Raw genomic sequence first — 18,686 nt, forward strand, 5'->3', positions numbered from 1 at the left:
ATTGAGTGAGCACTCACTCATTTTAAATGCAAAACGTCAATACAAAAAAAAGCCTCGCCTACTCCTTGGCGGTGGCACTCCAGAACGCCTGGAAACCGGCTTCGGCATACCGCTCGGCCTGATCGGGTTCACGGCGGATAAAATCAATGGTGGTATCGGCCAGGGCGCCCATGATCGCCGAAACAAAGGCTGCTGGCTGGTCACGGAACAGGCCGCTGGCAATGCTTTCCTGCATCATGTCGTTGACCTCGCAGAAATCCTGCATGCCGGCCAGCTTGCTCTGTTCGGTGACCTGCGCGGACATCCCGAGCAAGGCCACCACCTTGCGCTTGTGCGGCTCGGCCACGCCCCAGTCGACATAGCGCTGCCAGGCATGCCGGGCGCGCTTCTTCACCGTTTCAGTGCGCGGGTAGCCGGGCATCATCACGTCGCGCAACTCAGCCTTGATGTGCAGATAGAGTTCGTTGAGCAGCACGTCCTTGGAACTGAAGTAGTTGAACAGCGTGCCCTCGGCGACCCCGGCAAGCCGGGCGATCTTCAGCGTCGGACAACCCAGGCCCTGTTCGGCGAACACCTCGATGGCGGCGCTGAGGATGGCGTTGCGTTTGTCTTCACTTTTCGGGCGGGCCATGGGGAACAGCGTTCAACTTATAAATGAGTAATCACTCAATTAAACTCGCATGAACACCTATTTGCAAGCCCGCTGGTCGTGACAGCGCCCTCCCCGACCGGGGAAGGCGCTGGGTGCTGGGGTTTTGCTTCAGAACGCGCTGCGGAAGATCTCTTCGATCTGCCGCTGATCCGCCGCCCGTGGGTTGGTCAGGCCGCAAGCGTCCTTCAAGGCATTGGTGGCGAGGATCGGGATGTCCTGCAACTTGGCACCCAGCTCCCGCAGACCGGCAGGGATCTCGACATCCTTGGCCAGGCTGCGAATCGCCGCGATGGCCGCCTGGGCACCCTCTTCGGCGCTCATGCCCTGGATGTCGGCACCCAGCGCCTTGGCCACATCGCTCAAGCGCTGCGGGCAGACCAGCGCGTTGAAACTCTGCACATGGGGCAGCAGCACCGCATTGCACACGCCATGGGGCAAGTCGTAGAAACCGCCCAACTGGTGCGCCATGGCATGCACGAAGCCCAGCGAAGCATTGTTGAACGCCATGCCCGCGAGGAACTGCGCGTAGGCCATGCTTTCCCGGGCCTGCAGATCGGCGCCATCAAACACCGCCTGACGCAGGTTGACACTGATCAGTTCAATGGCCTTGATCGCGCAGGCATCGGTGATCGGCGTCGCCGCCGTCGAAACATAGGCCTCGATGGCATGGGTCAGGGCGTCCATGCCGGTAGCGGCGGTCAACCCCTTGGGCATGGCGACCATCAGTGCCGGGTCGTTGACCGACAGCAACGGCGTGACGTTGCGGTCGACAATCGCCATTTTCACATGGCGCGATTCGTCGGTGATGATGCAGAAACGGGTCATCTCGCTGGCGGTGCCGGCGGTGGTGTTGATGGCCACCAACGGCAGTTGCGGTTTGGCCGAACGGTCGACGCCTTCGTAGTCGCGGATATGTCCACCATTGGTGGCGCACAGGGCAATGCCCTTGGCGCAGTCATGGGGCGAGCCGCCTCCCAGGGACACGACAAAATCGCACTGAGCAGCCTTGAGTGCCGCCAGCCCTTTCTCGACGTTGTCGATGTTGGGGTTCGGCTTGGCGCCATCGAAGAGCGCCGAGTCGATGTCCTGCATCGCCAGCAGGCCGGCAATCCGTGCCGCGACACCGGCCTTGGCCAGCCCCGCGTCGGTAACGATCAGCGCTTTGCGAAAACCATGCTTGCGAATCGCGCTCATGGCTTCGTCCAGGCAATCAATGCCCATGATATTCACGGCGGGGATGAAAAATGTGCTGCTCACGGTAAGCCTTCCTTTAGCTGACGGACTCCCCTCAGCTTCAGTCGAAGACCCACCGCCTACCTTGACCTGGCGCAAGGAAATCGCGCATCCGAACCACCGTTCGTCAGCCGCCGTTTAGCTGGATCAGCCCACGTCGGCGATAAGTTTCGATATCGACGCCATGAGCCCCGGACGAACAGACCTGGCGAATCGCATACGGCCGGCCCATGGCATCGAACGGGCTGGCAGCCAGATCGATGACCCTCTCCGGGCAGCGCCGCTTGTCCGCCCCGAGCACACGCAACAGGCGCGGCTTGAGTCGATTGCAAGCTGGAGCACCGAGAATGATCGCCACTTCGTCATTGGTCATCTCGACGATTTCGCCACTGGGGTACAGGCCGATCATGCGCACGAAGGCATTGACGATCTGCTCATCGAAATGGCTGTTGGCCGCTTTGAACAGAATGCGCAGGGATTCAAGGGTCGAACGGCCCTTGCTGTAGACCCGGTCGCTGCTGATGGCGTCATAGGCGTCGGTCACCGCGACGATCCGCGCATAAAACGGAATCGCCTCGGCATTCAAGCCGTGGGGATAGCCCGCCCCATCGACGCGCTCATGGTGCGAAAGCACCACATCGAGCGCCGTCAACGGTACGCCGACCTGGCTGACGAGCAAGGTATAGCCTTCCAGGGGGTGGCTTTTCATGATGGCGTATTCTTGCTCGGACAACGCCGACGGCTTGTTCAGGATTTCCCCGGGCACCTTGAGCTTGCCGACATCGTGGAGCATGGCGCCGACCCCGATCTGCTCCAGCTCCATGGCCGGCAACCCCAGTTCGCGGCCCAGGGCAATGGACAGCATCGCCACCCGCAGCGAATGCTCGGCGGTGTAATCGTCCTGAAACTTGATTCGGGTCAGCCAGAGCAAGGCCGAGGGGTTGCGCAGGATACTGTCGACACAGTCCTTGACCACGGCTTTCACCGCGCCGACCTGAATCGGCTCGCCCAGTTCCACGGCCTCGAGGATGCGCCAGGACTGCGCCTGCGCTGCCCCCCAGGAAAGCTCGGCCTGGGCCATTTCAACATTGAAGTCGACCGATTCGGCGAGCGCCTTGCATTCAAGCGGGGCCTCGACCGCCGGCGCACAAGCCCCGGAGGCACTGGCGATATCCACCCAGGCATACGCGCAGTTCTCGCGCAGCAACCGCAGTTCTTCCTCACGGCGGATGCGGAACTCACGAAACGAAAAAGTGGTTTCTTCCCACGGTCGGTCCAGCGCTTCGATCTGCATGCCAATGGCCAGCCGGGCCACGTCGATCTTGATACAGCCTTTGCAAATATCCGGGTCCATTTCACGTCTCCGAACGGATGCGTCAAATAAAGAGTCCAGGGCAAGCGCCGAGGCCTCAGATCGAGAACTGCGTGACCACCTGGTTCAACTCCACCGCCAGCTTGGACAGCTCTTGACTGGCGGCCAGTGTCTGGTTCGCCGCCGATGAGCTCTGGATCGACAGATCGCGGATACTGACCAAGTTCTGGTCCACCGACCGGGCGACCTGGGCCTGCTCCTCGGAAGCGGTCGCGATCATCAGATTGCGGTCGTTGATCTCACTGATGGCGAGGGCAATCTCGGACAAGGCCGAACCGGCTTCGTGAGCAATCAACAGGGTCTTGCCGGCCTCCTCATTGCTACGTTGCATCGAGATCACGGCCTGCCCGGTACCGGTCTGGATGGCGCCGATCATCTGCTCGATTTCCTGGGTCGAGACCTGGGTACGGTGCGCCAGGGCCCGCACCTCATCGGCGACCACGGCAAAGCCGCGGCCCTGCTCACCGGCCCGGGCGGCCTCGATGGCGGCATTGAGCGCCAGCAGGTTGGTCTGTTCGGCGATGGCCCGGATCACATCCAGCACCTTACTGATGCTCTGGGCTTGCTGCGCCAGGGATTCGACTTCCTGCCCGGTGGCCTTGACCGTCGAACTCAGGGTTTCGATAGAGGCAATCGTCTGGTGCACACGATCTGCCCCGGTACGGGTCGAACGCTCGGAACGCTGGGTGGACTCTGACGCCGACACCGCATTGCGCGCCACTTCCTCGACCGCCGCGGTCATTTCATTAACCGCCGTGGCGGCCTGGTCGGTCTCCAGGCTCTGGCGTTGAATACCGCGATTGGACTCATCGGTGACCGCGCTCATTTCTTCCGCGGCCGACGCCAACTGCGCGGAGGAGTTGCTGATATGTCGAAGGGTGTTTTTCAGGCTGGTCTGCATCGCGGCAGTCGAGGCCTGCAACTCGGCCAGCTCATCCTTGCCGTCCACCAGTACCTCGGTGCGCAGGTTGCCCTCGGCAATTTTCCGGGTCGAGACCAGCAACAAGCGCAGCGGACCGGTCAGGCTGCGGGTAAAGACAATCGCCAGTACGACAGTCAAGACGCAGGAAATGGCGATGATGGCGATGGTCAAATAAAAACCGCCGTCGAACTGCTGCTGGGCGGTGATGCCGGACTGCAGGGCGCCATCGTCATTGATTTTTTCCAGCGCCTCGATGCTGGTTTGCAGATCGTTGGCCAAGGGCGGCATGACGGTATTGAGCAAGCCGATCGCCGCTTCGGAGCCCTTCTCGCTGGCGGTCTGCAGCACCTCGTCGAGCTTCTGCTCATAGGCGCTGGCCTTGCGCTGCACCCCCTCGTAAGCCGTTTGCTCCTCGGGGCTTGAGACCAACGGCGCATAGACCTTGAGCTGCTGGTCGAGTGTGCCCTTGAGTTCGTGGATACGTGCGGCTTCGTTCTGTTTCATCTGGGCATCGGTAGCCGTGACCAACCGAAAACTCTCCAGACGCATCCGATAGACGGTCAACTCGATCCGCCCGGCCTGTCGCAGGCTGGCCATCCAGTTGTCCTGCAAATCGACCGCGGCCTCGCGAATCAGATGCATTTTCCATAACGCCAAGAAGCCCAAGGTAATCAACAGCAGCGTGACAAAGGCAAAACTCAGAAAAGCACGTGTGGCTATTTTCAGGTTTCTGACTGACATATCGATCACCTTTTCTTATGGCATTCCATTGCATTGGAAAAAACACCCCAAAAAGATGTCATGACGATATCACCGCAACAGGCGACCCGTGAAAATATCGTAGCGGGCAAATGAGGGCCTTACCCAACAAACCCCGTGTTAAAGTTTGCCGTTGATCCTCCTTAGATTTGGCAACCGACGAATGGCGACGATGGAATTCCAGGTATTTGATACAGCGTTAGAAGACTGGAGCGCCTTGCGTGCCGAAATCCCCTGCAGCGGCCTGTTGATCGGCAACGGCGCAAGCCGGGCGATGTGGCAGGCGTTTGCCTACGATTCGCTGTTCGAACTGGCCCAGACCACCCGCAACCGTCCGCTGGGGCTCAGCGAGCTGGCGGTGTTCAAGGCCCTGGAAACCAGCAACTTCGAACAGGCGCTCAGCGCCCTGAAGAGCACCATCCGGGTCAATGCGGCGCTGACCATCAGTTCGTCGTCGCCGCGCAATCGCTACTTCGCGATCAAGGAAGCGCTGATCCATGCGATACGTTCGGTGCATATCCCCTGGAAGCTCGTGCAACCCGAGAGCCTGGCGCGGATCAATGCCGAGTTGAGTCGCTACCGCACGCTCTACTCGAGCAACTACGACCTGCTTGCCTACTGGGCGATCATGCAGGCGCCCGAGGCGTTCGACGACCTGTTCCGCACTGACGACTTGACCTTCGAGCTGGGCGACACCGATGCCCGCGGTACCCGCATCCTCTACCTGCACGGCGGCTTGCACCTGGTAAAGCACCTTGACGGCAGCACCCGCAAGCTGACCTCTTCGGAAAGTACCCTGCTGGGCAGTTTCGCGATCAATACCCTGGGCGATGTGCCGTTGTTCGTCAGCGAGGGGAATGCCCAGGACAAGCTCAAGGCGATCCGTCATTCGGATTACCTGTCGTACTGCTACGGACAACTGGCCGGGCATCAGGGGGCCCTGTGCATCTTCGGCCACAACCTCGGCGAGCAGGACCGGCATATCGTCCAGGCCCTGCTGGATGCGCGGATCAAGACCCTGGCGATTTCGATCTACCCGCGCAGCCAGGCATTTATCCAACATCAGAAGCGCCACTTCAGCCAGTTGTTCGAGGGCCGGGAGGTGACGCTGCGCTTTTTCGATGCCAAGAGCCATCCGCTGGGCAACCCGCAGTTGCAGATCAACCCCGAGGCCTGAGATAGCCACCCGATGAACAGCAGGGAGCAGCCGGAATGAGCCGTGTCATCGACATCGCCCTCGATGCGAACAGCATCGATGCCCAGGCCGCGAGCTGGTTCGCCCGTCACCGCGACGCCCCCGAACAGCCGTTGGACAAGGCGTTCGAAGCGTGGCGGGCGAAGCCAGAGCATGCCAAGGCCTATGCCGAGTTCGAAGCCCTGTGGGCGGACTTGGCACAACTGCGCCAACTGAATCAGCCGGTGTTGCCGGCAGCGCGGCGCAAGCGTCTCTGGCGACCGCTCCTGACCGGCGTGGCGGCGTTGCTGTTCACATTGCTGAGCGCCAATGTTGGCGCGCCAAATGCCCCGTACCGGCATCAGGTCGCCGCCCATGCCCAGGGCACCCGTAGCCTGAAACTGCCGGACGGCAGCACCCTGTACATCAACGCCAATACCCGGCTGCGCATCAATTTCCGCGCCCGGCAACGGGATATCTACCTGGATCAAGGCCAGCTCTACCTGGAAGCGGCCGCTGACAAGGAGCGGCCGCTCTGGGTCCATGCCGGCAACGCCCGCGTGCAGGTGGTGGGCAGCGGTTTCGATGTGCGCCGCGGCCAGCGCCAACTGGTGGTCAACGTCGCCCATGGCCAGGTCGCCTTCGAGCCCGAAGGCGATCCGAGCAACGTCATCCTGCTCGAAGCCAGGCAACGGGCGATCTTCGACTACACCAAGGGCACGCTGCAGCAGCAGGCCCTGAGCAGCGAGGAAATCGCTGACTGGCGCAGCGGCCACCTGACCTTTCGCAATCGCGAACTGGCCAGCCTGATCGACGAATTGAACCTGTACCGCAGCAAACCGGTACAACTGGCGGACGGTCCACTGGCGCACCTCAAGGTCTCCGGCAGCCTCGATGTGAGGGACCCGGACGCCCTGCTCAATGCCCTGCCCGCCTTGATCCCGGTGAAAACCGTGGCCCTGGACGACGGCCAAGTCAGGATCGAAAGCCGCAAATAGCGATCTGCCGGGATCGCGTTATTTTTCAACCCGCATTCGAACGGACCACGCTGAGCTCCGTTACCTGGGCCCGACGCTGGCTCAGATAACGGGTGCAACTGACCCGCAAAAAGGAGGCGAAATTCAGCACCTCCCCGCGAAAGTCCATCACCTCTTCGTAGAGCCGGGTGATCAACTGGTTGGTGGTCATGCCGTCAGCCTCGGCGATCTCGCCAAGGATGTCCCAGAACTGGTTTTCCAGGCGCAAGGTCGTCACCACGCCACGGATGCGCAGCGAACGGGAACGCGATTCGTAGAGAATCGGATCAGCCTTGACGTAGAGCTCACACATGACCCGCCCCTCCCTTACAACGTGATCTTGGTACCCAGCAGTCCGAGGAACGCCGCCAGCCAGCTTGGATGCGCCGGCCAGGCCGGGGCGGTGGCGAGGTTGCCCTGGACGTGGGCCTGGGTCACTTCGATATCGATATAATGACCACCGGCCAGCCGCACCTCCGGGGCGCACGCCGGATAGGCGCTGCACTCGCGACCGTCGAGAATCCCCGCCGCCGCCAGCAACTGCGCGCCATGACAGACAGCGGCAATCGGCTTGCCGGCGCGGTCGAAGGCCTGCACCAGTTGCAGGACCTTGTCATTCAGGCGCAGGTATTCCGGTGCACGACCACCGGGAATCAGCAGCGCATCGTAGTCGGCGGCATCGACCTTGGCGAAATCGAAGTTCAGGGCGAACAGATGCCCCGGCTTTTCACTATAAGTCTGGTCGCCCTCAAAGTCATGGATCGCGGTGCGCACGGTCTGGCCGGCGCTTTTGTCCGGGCACACCGCATGCACCAGGTGACCGACCATCAGCAGGGCCTGGAACGGCACCATCACTTCGTAATCTTCGACGTAATCGCCAACCAGCATCAGAATCTTTTTCGCGGCCATGGGGGGAACTCCTCTGGGTAAATGCTTGGGCAGACAAGAGTAGTCAAGGTAGACCCTGTGCACGCCGGTGGGTAATCGCCGGCTACTACGCAGGCCGCCCACGGCAAACTGTACGGACAACTCTCTACCCAGCTGTAAGGGCGAACCGACGGGACTTTATGGCTAGATGACAGGCCCTGTTCCCCTGATGACTGGCCAACATTTATGTCCTCCCGTGAAAACACCGGCATGCTGCTCGGCCTGCTGGGTGTGGTGATCTTCAGCCTGACCCTGCCCTTCACCCGTATCGTGGTGCAGGAAATCCATCCGCTGCTCAACGGCCTCGGGCGTGCCCTGATCGCGGCAATTCCGGCGGCGGCACTGCTGCTGTGGCGCCGGGAAAAGTGGCCGACCTGGAGCCAGGTCAAGGGCCTGTCACTGGTGATCATCGGGGTAATCCTGGGTTTTCCGGTGCTCTCGGCCTGGGCCATGCAGACTCTGCCGGCCTCCCATGGCGCCCTGGTCAACGGCCTGCAACCCTTGTGCGTGGCGTTGTACGCGGCCTGGCTGTCCCACGAACGGCCATCCCGGGCCTTCTGGGCCTGCGCCGCCCTGGGCAGTGCGCTGGTGCTGGGTTATGCGCTGATCAGCGGTGCTGGGAGTATTCAGCCCGGAGACCTGTTGATGCTCGGCGCCATCGCCGTCGGCGGCCTGGGCTATGCCGAGGGTGGCCGCCTGGCCCGGGAGATGGGCGGCTGGCAGGTGATCTGCTGGGCGCTGGTGCTGTCGGTGCCGATCCTGATCGGCCCGGTGCTGTATCTGGCCTGGCAACATCAGGGCGCGATTTCCACCAAAACCTGGTGGGCCTTCGGTTATGTGGCGATGTTCTCGCAGTTTCTCGGCTTTTTTGCCTGGTACGCCGGACTTGCCTTGGGCGGTATCGCCCGGGTCAGCCAGATCCAGCTGTTGCAGATTTTCTTCACCATCGCCTTTTCAGCGCTGTTCTTCGGCGAACACGTCGAGCCGATTACCTGGCTGTTTGCCGCTGGCGTGATCGTCACCGTGATGCTCGGGCGCAAGACCAGCGTCCGCCCGGCGCAACCGGGCAGCTTGCCAGCAGGCGTTCAGCTCAAGTAACCGTCGGCCCGCAGCAGGGTTTCCAGGCAGTGCTCCTGGATCTGATAGAACGCCTTCAATTCCTCGATCTTCAGCAACAATTGCGCCGGGTCCACTGGCTCGGCGCGTTTGACCGCGAGGATCATCTTGTTCTTGTTGGTGTGTTCCAGGGAGATGAACTCGAAGACCTTGGTCTCGTAGCCACAGGCTTCGAGGAACAATGCCCGCAAGCTGTCGGTGACCATCTCCGCCTGCTGCCCCAGGTGCAGGCCGTATTGCAGCATCGGCTTGAGTAACGCCGGGCTCTGGATCTGCAAACGAATCTGCTTGTGGCAGCACGGCGAGCACATGATGATCGCCGCGCCCGAACGGATACCGGTGTGGATCGCATAGTCGGTGGCGATATCACAGGCATGCAAGGCGATCATCACTTCCAGCTCGCTCGGCGCCACGCTGCGCACATCGCCGCATTTGAATAGCAGCCCCGGATGCTCCAGGCGGGCCGCCGCCGCGTTGCACAGGCTGACCATGTCCTCGCGCAACTCGACCCCGGTCACCTGCCCTTCGACCTGCAAGGTATTGCGCAGGTAATCGTGGATGGCAAAGGTCAGGTAACCCTTGCCCGAACCGAAGTCCGCCACCCGCAGCGGCTGGTCGAGCTTGATCGGCGACTGGCTCAGGGCGTGGGAAAACACCTCGATGAACTTGTTGATCTGCTTCCACTTGCGCGACATCGCTGGAATCAGCTCGTGCTGCGGGTTGGTTACCCCCAGGTCGCTGAGAAACGGCCGGCTGAGCTCCAGATAGCGGGTCTTCTCGCGATTGTGCTCGGCGGACGGCACTTCTCGTGCCTGTTGGGCCTTGCCCTTGAACAGCGTGCTCTTGCCCTTCTTGCTGTACTCCAGTTGCACTTCGTCGGTGAGCGACAGCAGGTGGGCATTCTTGAAGGACGCCGGGAGCAACCCGGCGATGATCGCCTGGCCTTCGGCGAGGGCGAAGTTCTTGGTGATATCACGGGTCTTGTAGCGATAGACAAAGGACAGGCACGCCTGCTCCTTGACCGTCACCTGCTTGATGATCAGCCGTTGCAGGTCCGCTTCGTCGCCTACGTACTTGGCCAGTACCAGCTTGATAAAGGCGTTCTGGCTCAGGCTGGTGTCCAGCAGGTCGAGAAATTGTCCGTGGTGGTCCGGCGCGGGCTGGGCGGGAGTGGCAGTAGCTGACATGGAAAAAGCGCCTCGGGCGTGCGGGATCTGGATAAGGGGAATGCCGGGCATTTTAGGCGGGATGGGACGCCAGGGCACGGGCTTATTTCGTCATTCGTCCGGATACCGCGCCCGAACCGCGGGCCTCAGCCCAGCAGCACCAAACGGTTAGGCAGTTCGTTACGCGCCTGGGTCACCGGCACATGGGCCTTGAGCAGTTCGCCGCAGGACTCGATGCAGCTGATAAAACCCTGCAAGGTCTGCCCTTGTTTGACCCGCTCGGTGAAGGCCTTGACGATGGGCTCCCAGGCACTGTTGTCGAGCCGCTGGGAAATCCCCTTGTCCACCAGGATTTCGACATGGCGCTCGGCCTCGCAGACAAAGATCAGGACACCGGTACAGCCGACGGTATGGTGCAGGTTCTGTTCGAGAAACTGCCGCCGCGCCAGGCCCGACGCCCGCCAGTGCCGCACCGAACGCGGAATCAGCCGGCTGGTGATCGAGGGGATGCGGAACACCAGGCACAGCACGATAAAGCTGCTCCATTGCACCGCCAACAGGCTGTGGCTATTCATCCAGCCGAAGGCGAAGTTGACGACCCCCGGCACCAGCAGCGCCAGCAGGCTGGCCCACAGCAACGGGATATAGGCGTAGTCGTCGGCACGCCGCGCCAGCACGGTCACCAGTTCCGCATCGGTCTGCTGCTCGACCCGGGTAATCGCTTCGGCAACCTGCCGTTGTTCGTACTCATTCAGTAAGGCCATGGTTGTGCACGCTCTCTAATAGTTATTGTGGACTACCAACTGCCCGATGCTCCGCCGCCACCAAAACTGCCGCCGCCACCACTGAAACCGCCGCCGGAGCGTCCGCCACCGCTGCCACCGAAACCTCCCGAACCGCCGCCCCTGGGCCCGAAGCCCATCAGTTGCATGATCGCGCAGATCAACACGAAGAGCACCATGAGGAAGCCGATCAATACCGGGTGCCGCGAACCGAAATCCCCTTCGGGTTCGGTTTTTTCCGTCAGCGGGCTGCCCAGTACCTTGAGCATGGCGTCGACACCGGCGCTGATGCCGCTGGAAACATGGTCGCGCTTGAACTGCGGCACGATCAACTGGTTGATGATCAAGGACGACTGGGCATCAGTCAGGCGATCTTCCAGGCCATAACCCACTTCAATCCGCACCTTGCGCTCGTCCCGGGCGACGATCAGCAGCGCGCCGGTGTTCTTGTCCTTCTGACCGATCCCCCAGTGACGCCCCAACTGGTAGCCATAATCCTCGATAGTCGTGCCTTGCAGGTTCGCCACGGTCACCACCACGATCTGCTCGCCGGTGGCCTTTTCATGGGCCAGCAATTGCTGGTTCAAGGCCTCGCGCACCGGTGCGTCGATCATCTGGGCGCTGTCCACCACCCGCCCGCTCAGTTCGGGAAACTGCAAGTCGGCCCTGGCCACCAGCGCCAAGGCGCAGAGCAACAGCCACAGAGCACTTTTGAAAATACGCATGCCTACCTCGTTCGTGATGAAGCAGGGTCGGGCGTTGCCACGTGCACGCGCGGCAACGCCCATCGGGTTACTGGAACTTCACCTGCGGTGCTTTCTCGGCGTCCTGGGTGGTCGCTTCGAACGTCGGGCGCAACGGCAGGTTGCTGTACATCAGGCTATGCCAGAGACGGCCGGGAAAGGTGCGAATCTCGGTGTTGTACTTTTCCACGCTGAGGATGAAGTCACGCCGCGCCACGCTGATACGGTTTTCCGTGCCTTCGAGCTGGGACTGCAGGGCCAGGAAGTTCTGGTTCGACTTCAGATCCGGGTAGCGCTCCGAGACCACCATCAAGCGACTGAGCGCGCCGGTCAACTGGCCCTGGGCGTCCTGGTACTGCTTGAGCTTCTCGGGATTGTCCAGGGTGCTGGCATCGACCTGGATCGAGGTCGCCTTGGCCCGCGCCTCGACCACCGCGGTCAGGGTTTCCTGCTCCTGCTTGGCATACCCCTTGACCGTTTCCACCAGGTTCGGGATCAGGTCCGCGCGGCGCTGGTACTGGTTCTGCACCTGGGCCCAGTTGGCTTTCACCTGTTCGTCGTAGGTGGGAATATTGTTGATGCCGCAGCCGGCCAGCAACGTCGCCAGCAATGCCAGTACGGCGAATCTGCAACTCGAACGGAAGCCCTGTTGTGCCTGCATGCTCGAAAACTCCTTGAAACGTCGAAAAGGGAAAAATCCCAGGATTTTTCTCACCCGGGACTGGGGCATAATCCGCCACCGCCACTGGAATGTGTGAAGCCAATCAGCTAAAAGATGCCCAGCGCGAAAAACAGTTCACAAATGTGCTGGATTATTAGCACAACAATAGTCGCTCCCTATAACTAAACAGCCCGGCCAGTGCGCAACGATCGATCGCCGGACCGGGCCCCCGAGATAATCATTCATGAAGAAGCTGTGTTTGCTGGGCCTCGCTATTGGCCTGGCCAGTCTCCCGGTAGTGGCTGAAACAAAGCCCGCGCCCCTGGAAAACAAGGACGCTTTCATCGCCCAGTTGATGAAGCAGATGACCCTCGAGGAAAAGATCGGCCAATTGCGTCTGATCAGTATCGGCCCGGAAATGCCTCGGGAACTGATCCGCAAGGAAATCGCCGCCGGTAACATCGGCGGCACCTTCAACTCCATCACCCGTCCGGAAAACCGTCCGATGCAGGACGCGGCCATGCGTAGCCGGCTGAAGATCCCCATGTTCTTCGCCTATGACGTGATCCACGGCCACCGGACCATTTTCCCCATCAGCCTGGCCCTCGCCTCCAGCTGGGACATGGACGCCATCGGGCGCTCCGGGCGCGTTGCCGCCCAGGAGGCCAGCGCCGATAGCCTCGACATCACCTTCGCACCCATGGTCGATATTTCCCGCGACCCGCGTTGGGGCCGAACCTCCGAAGGTTTCGGCGAGGACACCTACCTGGTTTCGCGCATTGCCAAGGTGATGGTCCACGCCTACCAGGGCAAGAGCCCGAGCGAGCCGGACAGCATCATGGCCAGCGTCAAGCACTTTGCCCTCTACGGCGCGGTGGAAGGCGGTCGCGACTACAACGTGGTCGACATGAGCCCGGTAAAAATGTACCAGACCTACCTGCCGCCCTATCGCGCTGCCCTCGACGCCGGCGCGGGCGGGGTGATGGTCGCGCTGAACTCGATCAACGGCATACCCGCCACCTCCAACACCTGGCTGATGCAGGACCTGCTGCGCAAGGAATGGGGTTTCAAGGGTCTGGCGGTGAGCGACCACGGGGCGATTTTCGAGCTGCTCAAGCATGGCGTCGCCAAGGACGGTCGCGAAGCGGCCAAGCTGGCAATCAAGGCCGGCATCGACATGAGCATGAATGACTCGCTGTACGGCAAGGAGCTGCCGGGCCTGATCAAGTCTGGCGAGGTGCCGCAAAGCGATCTGGACAACGCCGTGCGGGAAGTGCTCGGCGCCAAGTACGACATGGGCCTGTTCAAGGACCCGTACCTGCGTATCGGCAAGGCCGAGGACGATCCAGCCGATACCAATGCCGAAAGCCGCCTGCACCGTAGCGATGCCCGGGATATCGCGCGCCGCAGCCTGGTTCTGCTGAAGAACCAGGGCCAGACCCTGCCGTTGCAGAAGTCGGCGAAGATCGCTCTGGTCGGCCCGCTGGCCAAGGCCCCGATCGACATGATGGGCAGCTGGGCCGCCGCCGGCCAGCCAGCGCAATCAGTCACCCTGTATGACGGCATGAGCCGCGCCCTCGGTGACAAGGGCCAACTGATCTACGCCCGCGGCTCGAACATCACCGCCGACAAAAAGGTCGTGGACTACCTGAACTTCCTCAACTTCGATGCCCCGGAAGTGGTGGATGACCCACGCCCGGCACAGCAGCTGATCGACGAAGCGGTCAAGGCCGCGCAGCAGGCCGACGTGGTGATCGCCGCGGTGGGCGAGTCGCGGGGCATGTCCCACGAATCGTCGAGCCGTACCGACCTGAATATCCCGGCCAGCCAGCGGGAACTGATCAAGGCCCTCAAGGCCACCGGCAAACCGTTGGTGCTGGTGCTGATGAACGGCCGTCCACTGACCATCGGCCACGAGCAGGACCAGGCCGACGCCGTACTGGAAACCTGGTTCAGCGGTACCGAAGGCGGCAACGCCATCGCCGACGTGCTGTTCGGCGACTACAACCCGTCGGGCAAGCTGCCGATCACCTTCCCACGCTCGATCGGCCAGGTGCCGATGTACTACAACCACCTGACCATCGGCCGGCCGTTCACACCGGGCAAACCGGGCAACTACACCTCGCAGTATTTCGACGAGGAAAACACCCCGCTGTATCCCTTCGGTTATGGCCTGAGCTACACCGACTTCAGCCTGAGCGACATGGCGCTGTCTTCGACCACGCTGAACAAGAGCGGCAAGCTCGATGCCAGTATCACCGTCAAGAACACTGGCAAGCGTGATGGCGAAACCGTGGTGCAGTTGTATATCCAGGATGTCGCCGGTTCCATGATCCGTCCGGTCAAGGAACTGAGGAACTTCCAGAAGGTGATGCTCAAGGCGGGCGAGCAGAAGGTCATTCACTTCAACATCGACGAGGACGACCTGAAGTTCTACAACACCCAGTTGAAGTACGCCTCGGAGCCGGGCAAATTCAACGTGCAGATCGGCCTGGACTCGCAGGATGTGACGCAGCAGAGTTTCGAGTTGTTGTAAGACCTGTAGGAGCTGATTTGCCAGCGATGGCGGTGTCGTACTCACCGCCGCCATCGCCAGCAAGCCGGCGCCTACAAGGTTTCGGGCACGACAACCGCCAGGCGGCGCAGCTCGGATTTGTAGGCGCCGGCTTGCTGGCGATGGCGCCCGGATAGGCGCTACAAGACTCAAGGGCGTCGCCCCCCCAAGGCACTGCCAAAGCCGACATGCTATCTTTCCCGCCCCTCCCCAGCCTGTCGTTGCCCGTATGCCGCCGATCCCCCGTTCCCTGCGCCTGGCGTTCCACACCCTGCTGATTGTCGCGGGTACCGCCTTGGCCGCCGGCTGGGCCGTGCATCGCGCCGAACAACAGGCCCTGGTCGACGATGCCTCGCGTGGCAAGACCCAACTGACGCTTTACGCCAACGCCCTGCACACCCTGATCGAACGCTACCGCGCGCTGCCCGCCGTGCTCGCCCTCGACCCGCAATTGCGCGCGGCCCTCGCCGGCCCCATCGACGCAGCCCAGCAGGACGCCCTGAACCGCAAACTGGAGCGGATCAACGGTGCGGCACGCTCTTCCACCTTGCAACTGCTGGACCGCAACGGCCTGTCGGTGGCCGCCAGCAACTGGCGCCTGCCCAGCAGCTACGTCGGTCACAACTATGGGTTTCGCCCCTACTTCAACCAGACCCGCATCGAGGGCAGCGGGCACTTCTATGCCGTTGGCGTGACCAGCGGTATTCCCGGCTACTTTCTCGCCAGCGCGGTGACCGGCGACAACGGCGAATTCCTCGGCGCGATGGTGGTGAAGCTGGAGTTTCCGGAACTGGAGCGCGAATGGAGCAAGGGCAACGACACGCTGCTGGTCAGCGATGCCCGCGATATCGTCTTTATCGCCAACCAGCCCGGCTGGCGTTATCGCCTGCTGCGCCCGCTGCGTGACAGCGACCGCAGTGAAATCGGCAGCACCCGGCAATATGACAAGCAGTCCCTCAGCCCCCTTGAATACCGATCCTTGCGGATGTTCGGCGACAACAGCTACCTGACCCGGGTCGATGGCCCGGACGGTAGCGCCGACTACCTCTGGGAATCGCTCGCACTGCCGCCGGAAGACTGGACCCTGCACCTGCTGCGCAAACCGCAGATGGCCGCCGAGGAACAGCGCAACGCCGCCCTCGCCGGTGCAGGCCTGTGGCTGACCCTGGTGTTTCTGCTGCTGTTCCTCAGCCAACGCTGGCGCCTGGCGCGCCTGCGCCAGCGCAGTCGCGAAGAGCTGGAACGCCTGGTCGAGGAGCGCACCCGTGACCTGCGCACGGCCCAGGACGGCCTGGTGCAGTCGGCCAAGCTGGCGGCGCTGGGGCAGATGTCCGCTGCCCTCGCCCATGAAATCAACCAGCCGCTGACCGCCCAGCGCATGCAATTGGCGACCTTGCGCCTGCTGCTCGATCACGGTCGGATCGACGACGCTTACCAGGCTCTCGCGCCGCTGGAGCAGATGTTGACCCGCATGGCGGCCCTCACCGGGCACTTGAAAACCTACGCTCGACAAAGCCCCAGCGGCCTGCGCGAGCCCCTCGACCTGGCCGGCGTGGTCGACCAGGCGTTGCAGCTGCTGGACCCGCGCCTGCGTGAAGACGCAGTCAGCACGGTGCTACACCTGACCCGCCCGGCCTGGGTCCGTGGTGATGCCATTCGCCTGGAGCAGGTACTGATCAACCTGTTGCGCAACGCCCTGGACGCCATGCATGACAAGCCGCTCAAGCGTCTGGAAATCCGTATCGAAGCTCGCCCTCCGGTGTGGCTGCTGACCGTGGGTGACAGCGGCGGTGGCATCGCCGAGGAACACCTGAGCAAGGTCTTCGACCCGTTCTTCACCACCAAGCCGGTAGGCGAAGGCCTCGGCTTGGGCCTGGCGGTGTCCTACGCCATCGTCCATGAACTGGACGGCCGCCTGAGCGTCGACAATCGCCAGGGCGGGGCCTACTTCAGCCTGACCCTGCCGATTGCCCCGGAGATGGACAGACAATGAACGCCGTGATCGTGGTTGACGACGAAGCCAGCATCCGCACGGCCGTCGAGCAATGGTTGAGTCTGTCAGGCTTCCAGGTGCAGACCTTCAGTCGCGCCGAGGAGTGCCTGGCGCAATTGCCAGGGGATTTCCCCGGGGTGATCCTCAGCGACGTGCGCATGCCCGGCATGGGCGGCCTGGAATTGCTGGCGCGCTTGCAGACACACGACCGTGACCTGCCGGTGATTCTGCTGACCGGGCACGGCGACGTGCCCATGGCGGTGGAAGCCATGCGCGAGGGTGCCTACGACTTCCTGGAAAAACCCTTCAGCCCACAGAGCCTGCTCGCCAGCCTCGCCCGGGCCATGGAGAAGCGCCGCCTGGTGCTTGAGAACCGCCAGTTGCATGAACAGGCCGATCACCGCTCCCGGCTCGAGCGCAGCCTGCTCGGGGTTTCCCGGAGCCTGCTAACCCTGCGCCGGCAGGTGCTGGAGCTGGCGGCGCTGCCGGTCAATGTGCTGATCCGCGGCGAAACCGGCAGCGGCAAGGAGTTGGTTGCCCGCTGCCTGCATGACTTCGGACCGCGGGCCGACAAGCCGTTTGTCGCCCTCAACTGCGCGGCGATTCCCGAGGCCTTGTTTGAAGCCGAATTGTTCGGCCATGAAAGCGGGGCCTTTACCGGGGCTCAGGGCAAGCGTATCGGCAAGCTGGAATACGCCGATGGCGGCACGTTGTTTCTCGACGAAATCGAAAGCATGCCGCTGGCCCAGCAGGTGAAACTGCTGCGGGTGTTGCAGGAGCAGAAGCTGGAGCGGCTGGGTTCGAACCAGAGCATCGCGGTGGACCTGCGTATTGTCGCGGCGACCAAGCCCGACTTGCTGGACGAGGCCCGGGCCGGGCGTTTTCGCGAGGACCTGGCCTATCGGCTGACGGTGGCGCAGTTGCGCCTGCCACCATTGCGCGAGCGGCGCGAAGATATCCCCTTGCTGTTCGAGCACTTCGCCTACAGCGCGGCCGAGCGACTGGGGCGGACCTCGACGCCGCTGAGCGGGCCGCAGTTGAGCCGCCTGTTGAGCCATGACTGGCCGGGCAATGTGCGGGAATTGGCCAATGTCGCCGAACGCTCGGTCCTCGGCCTGGGTGAGCCGGAGCCCGACGGCATCGACCCGGGCCAATCCCTGGCGGCACAGCAGGAGGCCTTTGAAGCGCAGTGCCTGCGTTCGGCCCTGAACCGGCACAAGGGCGATGTCAAAGCGATACTCGAAGAACTGCAACTGCCGCGCCGCACCTTCAATGAAAAGATGCAGCGTCATGGCTTGACGCGCGAGATGTTCCTCAAGGACGAGTGAACCCCGCCCAGGAAAACACCGCCTATCAACCTGTGGGAGCGGAGCTTGCCCGCGAAGCTTTTAGCGCTCTCAAGGGCACCTTCGCGGCGGTGCGGCGATCCGACAAGCTCCGCTCCCACAGGTTGTGCTGTGTTTGTCTGGTTCATGTTTCAGCCAGCACATCCCGCATCGGCAATTTTCCGCTTACCGTTTTATCGCCAATAGGCGGATTTCCGCTCACAAAAACCCGCCAGCCCTTCTAAACCGGGCCTTCCGCCGTTGGCACAGCTCCTGCTATAGCCCTGGCAG

16 protein-coding genes are annotated in these 18,686 nt (G+C 62.3%); 6 read left to right on the forward strand and 10 right to left on the reverse strand.

Annotated elements, in window-relative coordinates:
- Positions 1-58: 58 nt before the first annotated feature.
- The 4 genes from AC07VG_RS08365 to AC07VG_RS08380 form a co-directional block, all read right to left on the reverse strand.
- A complete protein-coding gene (locus AC07VG_RS08365) occupies positions 59-631 on the reverse strand; it encodes a TetR/AcrR family transcriptional regulator (protein ID WP_494999579.1) in 573 nt (190 codons plus the stop codon).
- Positions 632-760: 129 nt separating this feature from the next.
- Complete coding sequence (gene yiaY, locus AC07VG_RS08370; protein WP_494999578.1) at positions 761-1,909, reverse strand: L-threonine dehydrogenase; 1,149 nt, start codon at positions 1,907-1,909, stop codon at positions 761-763.
- A 103-nt stretch (positions 1,910-2,012) separates the two neighbouring features.
- Positions 2,013-3,239 carry an HD-GYP domain-containing protein gene (locus tag AC07VG_RS08375; RefSeq protein ID WP_495020851.1) on the reverse strand — a complete coding sequence of 409 codons (1,227 nt, stop codon included), beginning with the start codon at positions 3,237-3,239 and terminating at the stop codon, positions 2,013-2,015.
- A gap of 55 nt (positions 3,240-3,294) precedes the next feature.
- Positions 3,295-4,920 carry a methyl-accepting chemotaxis protein gene (locus AC07VG_RS08380; RefSeq protein ID WP_495020852.1) on the reverse strand — a complete coding sequence of 542 codons (1,626 nt, stop codon included), beginning with the start codon at positions 4,918-4,920 and terminating at the stop codon, positions 3,295-3,297.
- 190 nt (positions 4,921-5,110) lie between these two features.
- Between AC07VG_RS08380 and AC07VG_RS08385 the strand changes: the two genes are divergently transcribed.
- Together AC07VG_RS08385 and AC07VG_RS08390 are read left to right on the forward strand one after the other, a co-directional pair.
- Positions 5,111-6,115 carry a DUF4917 family protein gene (locus AC07VG_RS08385; RefSeq protein ID WP_495020853.1) on the forward strand — a complete coding sequence of 335 codons (1,005 nt, stop codon included), beginning with the start codon at positions 5,111-5,113 and terminating at the stop codon, positions 6,113-6,115.
- Between the two features lie 35 nt (positions 6,116-6,150).
- Complete coding sequence (locus tag AC07VG_RS08390; protein ID WP_495020854.1) at positions 6,151-7,110, forward strand: FecR family protein; 960 nt, start codon at positions 6,151-6,153, stop codon at positions 7,108-7,110.
- 25 nt (positions 7,111-7,135) lie between these two features.
- Here AC07VG_RS08390 and AC07VG_RS08395 read toward each other — a convergent pair whose 3' ends face one another.
- A complete protein-coding gene (locus tag AC07VG_RS08395; protein ID WP_103498159.1) occupies positions 7,136-7,441 on the reverse strand; it encodes a ribbon-helix-helix domain-containing protein in 306 nt (101 codons plus the stop codon).
- Between the two features lie 14 nt (positions 7,442-7,455).
- Entirely contained in the window at positions 7,456-8,037 is a 582-nt protein-coding gene (locus tag AC07VG_RS08400; protein WP_495020855.1) for a DJ-1/PfpI family protein, read from the reverse strand.
- Between the two features lie 204 nt (positions 8,038-8,241).
- Between AC07VG_RS08400 and AC07VG_RS08405 the strand changes: the two genes are divergently transcribed.
- On the forward strand, positions 8,242-9,153 hold the full coding sequence (locus AC07VG_RS08405) for a DMT family transporter (protein WP_494999573.1): 912 nt from the start codon (positions 8,242-8,244) through the stop codon (positions 9,151-9,153).
- On the opposite strand, the gene AC07VG_RS08410 is transcribed toward AC07VG_RS08405, so the two are convergent.
- The 4 genes from AC07VG_RS08410 to AC07VG_RS08425 form a co-directional block, all read right to left on the reverse strand.
- The gene (locus AC07VG_RS08410) at positions 9,141-10,358 is read right to left on the reverse strand and encodes a class I SAM-dependent methyltransferase (protein ID WP_495020856.1); all 1,218 of its coding nucleotides are present in this window, start codon (positions 10,356-10,358) and stop codon (positions 9,141-9,143) included. The two genes, AC07VG_RS08405 and AC07VG_RS08410, sit on opposite strands and share 13 nt — an antisense overlap.
- 125 nt (positions 10,359-10,483) lie before the next feature.
- Positions 10,484-11,101, reverse strand: a complete 618-nt coding sequence (locus tag AC07VG_RS08415) for a TPM domain-containing protein (protein ID WP_495020857.1) — start codon at positions 11,099-11,101, stop codon at positions 10,484-10,486.
- Between the two features lie 32 nt (positions 11,102-11,133).
- Positions 11,134-11,844, reverse strand: a complete 711-nt coding sequence (locus AC07VG_RS08420; protein ID WP_494999570.1) for a TPM domain-containing protein — start codon at positions 11,842-11,844, stop codon at positions 11,134-11,136.
- Between the two features lie 67 nt (positions 11,845-11,911).
- Positions 11,912-12,523 carry a LemA family protein gene (locus AC07VG_RS08425; RefSeq protein ID WP_494999569.1) on the reverse strand — a complete coding sequence of 204 codons (612 nt, stop codon included), beginning with the start codon at positions 12,521-12,523 and terminating at the stop codon, positions 11,912-11,914.
- A gap of 244 nt (positions 12,524-12,767) precedes the next feature.
- Here AC07VG_RS08425 and bglX point away from each other — a divergent pair, with 244 nt between their 5' ends.
- The 3 genes from bglX to AC07VG_RS08440 all read left to right on the forward strand — a co-directional run bounded on the left by bglX (position 12,768) and on the right by AC07VG_RS08440 (position 18,398).
- Positions 12,768-15,059 carry a beta-glucosidase BglX gene (gene bglX, locus AC07VG_RS08430; protein WP_494999568.1) on the forward strand — a complete coding sequence of 764 codons (2,292 nt, stop codon included), beginning with the start codon at positions 12,768-12,770 and terminating at the stop codon, positions 15,057-15,059.
- Between the two features lie 247 nt (positions 15,060-15,306).
- On the forward strand, positions 15,307-17,070 hold the full coding sequence (locus AC07VG_RS08435) for a sensor histidine kinase (protein WP_494999567.1): 1,764 nt from the start codon (positions 15,307-15,309) through the stop codon (positions 17,068-17,070).
- The gene (locus AC07VG_RS08440; protein WP_494999566.1) at positions 17,067-18,398 is read left to right on the forward strand and encodes a sigma-54-dependent transcriptional regulator; all 1,332 of its coding nucleotides are present in this window, start codon (positions 17,067-17,069) and stop codon (positions 18,396-18,398) included. The genes AC07VG_RS08435 and AC07VG_RS08440 overlap by 4 nt, the downstream gene beginning before the upstream one ends.
- Positions 18,399-18,686: the final 288 nt, after the last annotated feature.

The organism is Pseudomonas sp. GW821-FHT03C07 (genome assembly GCF_059420925.1).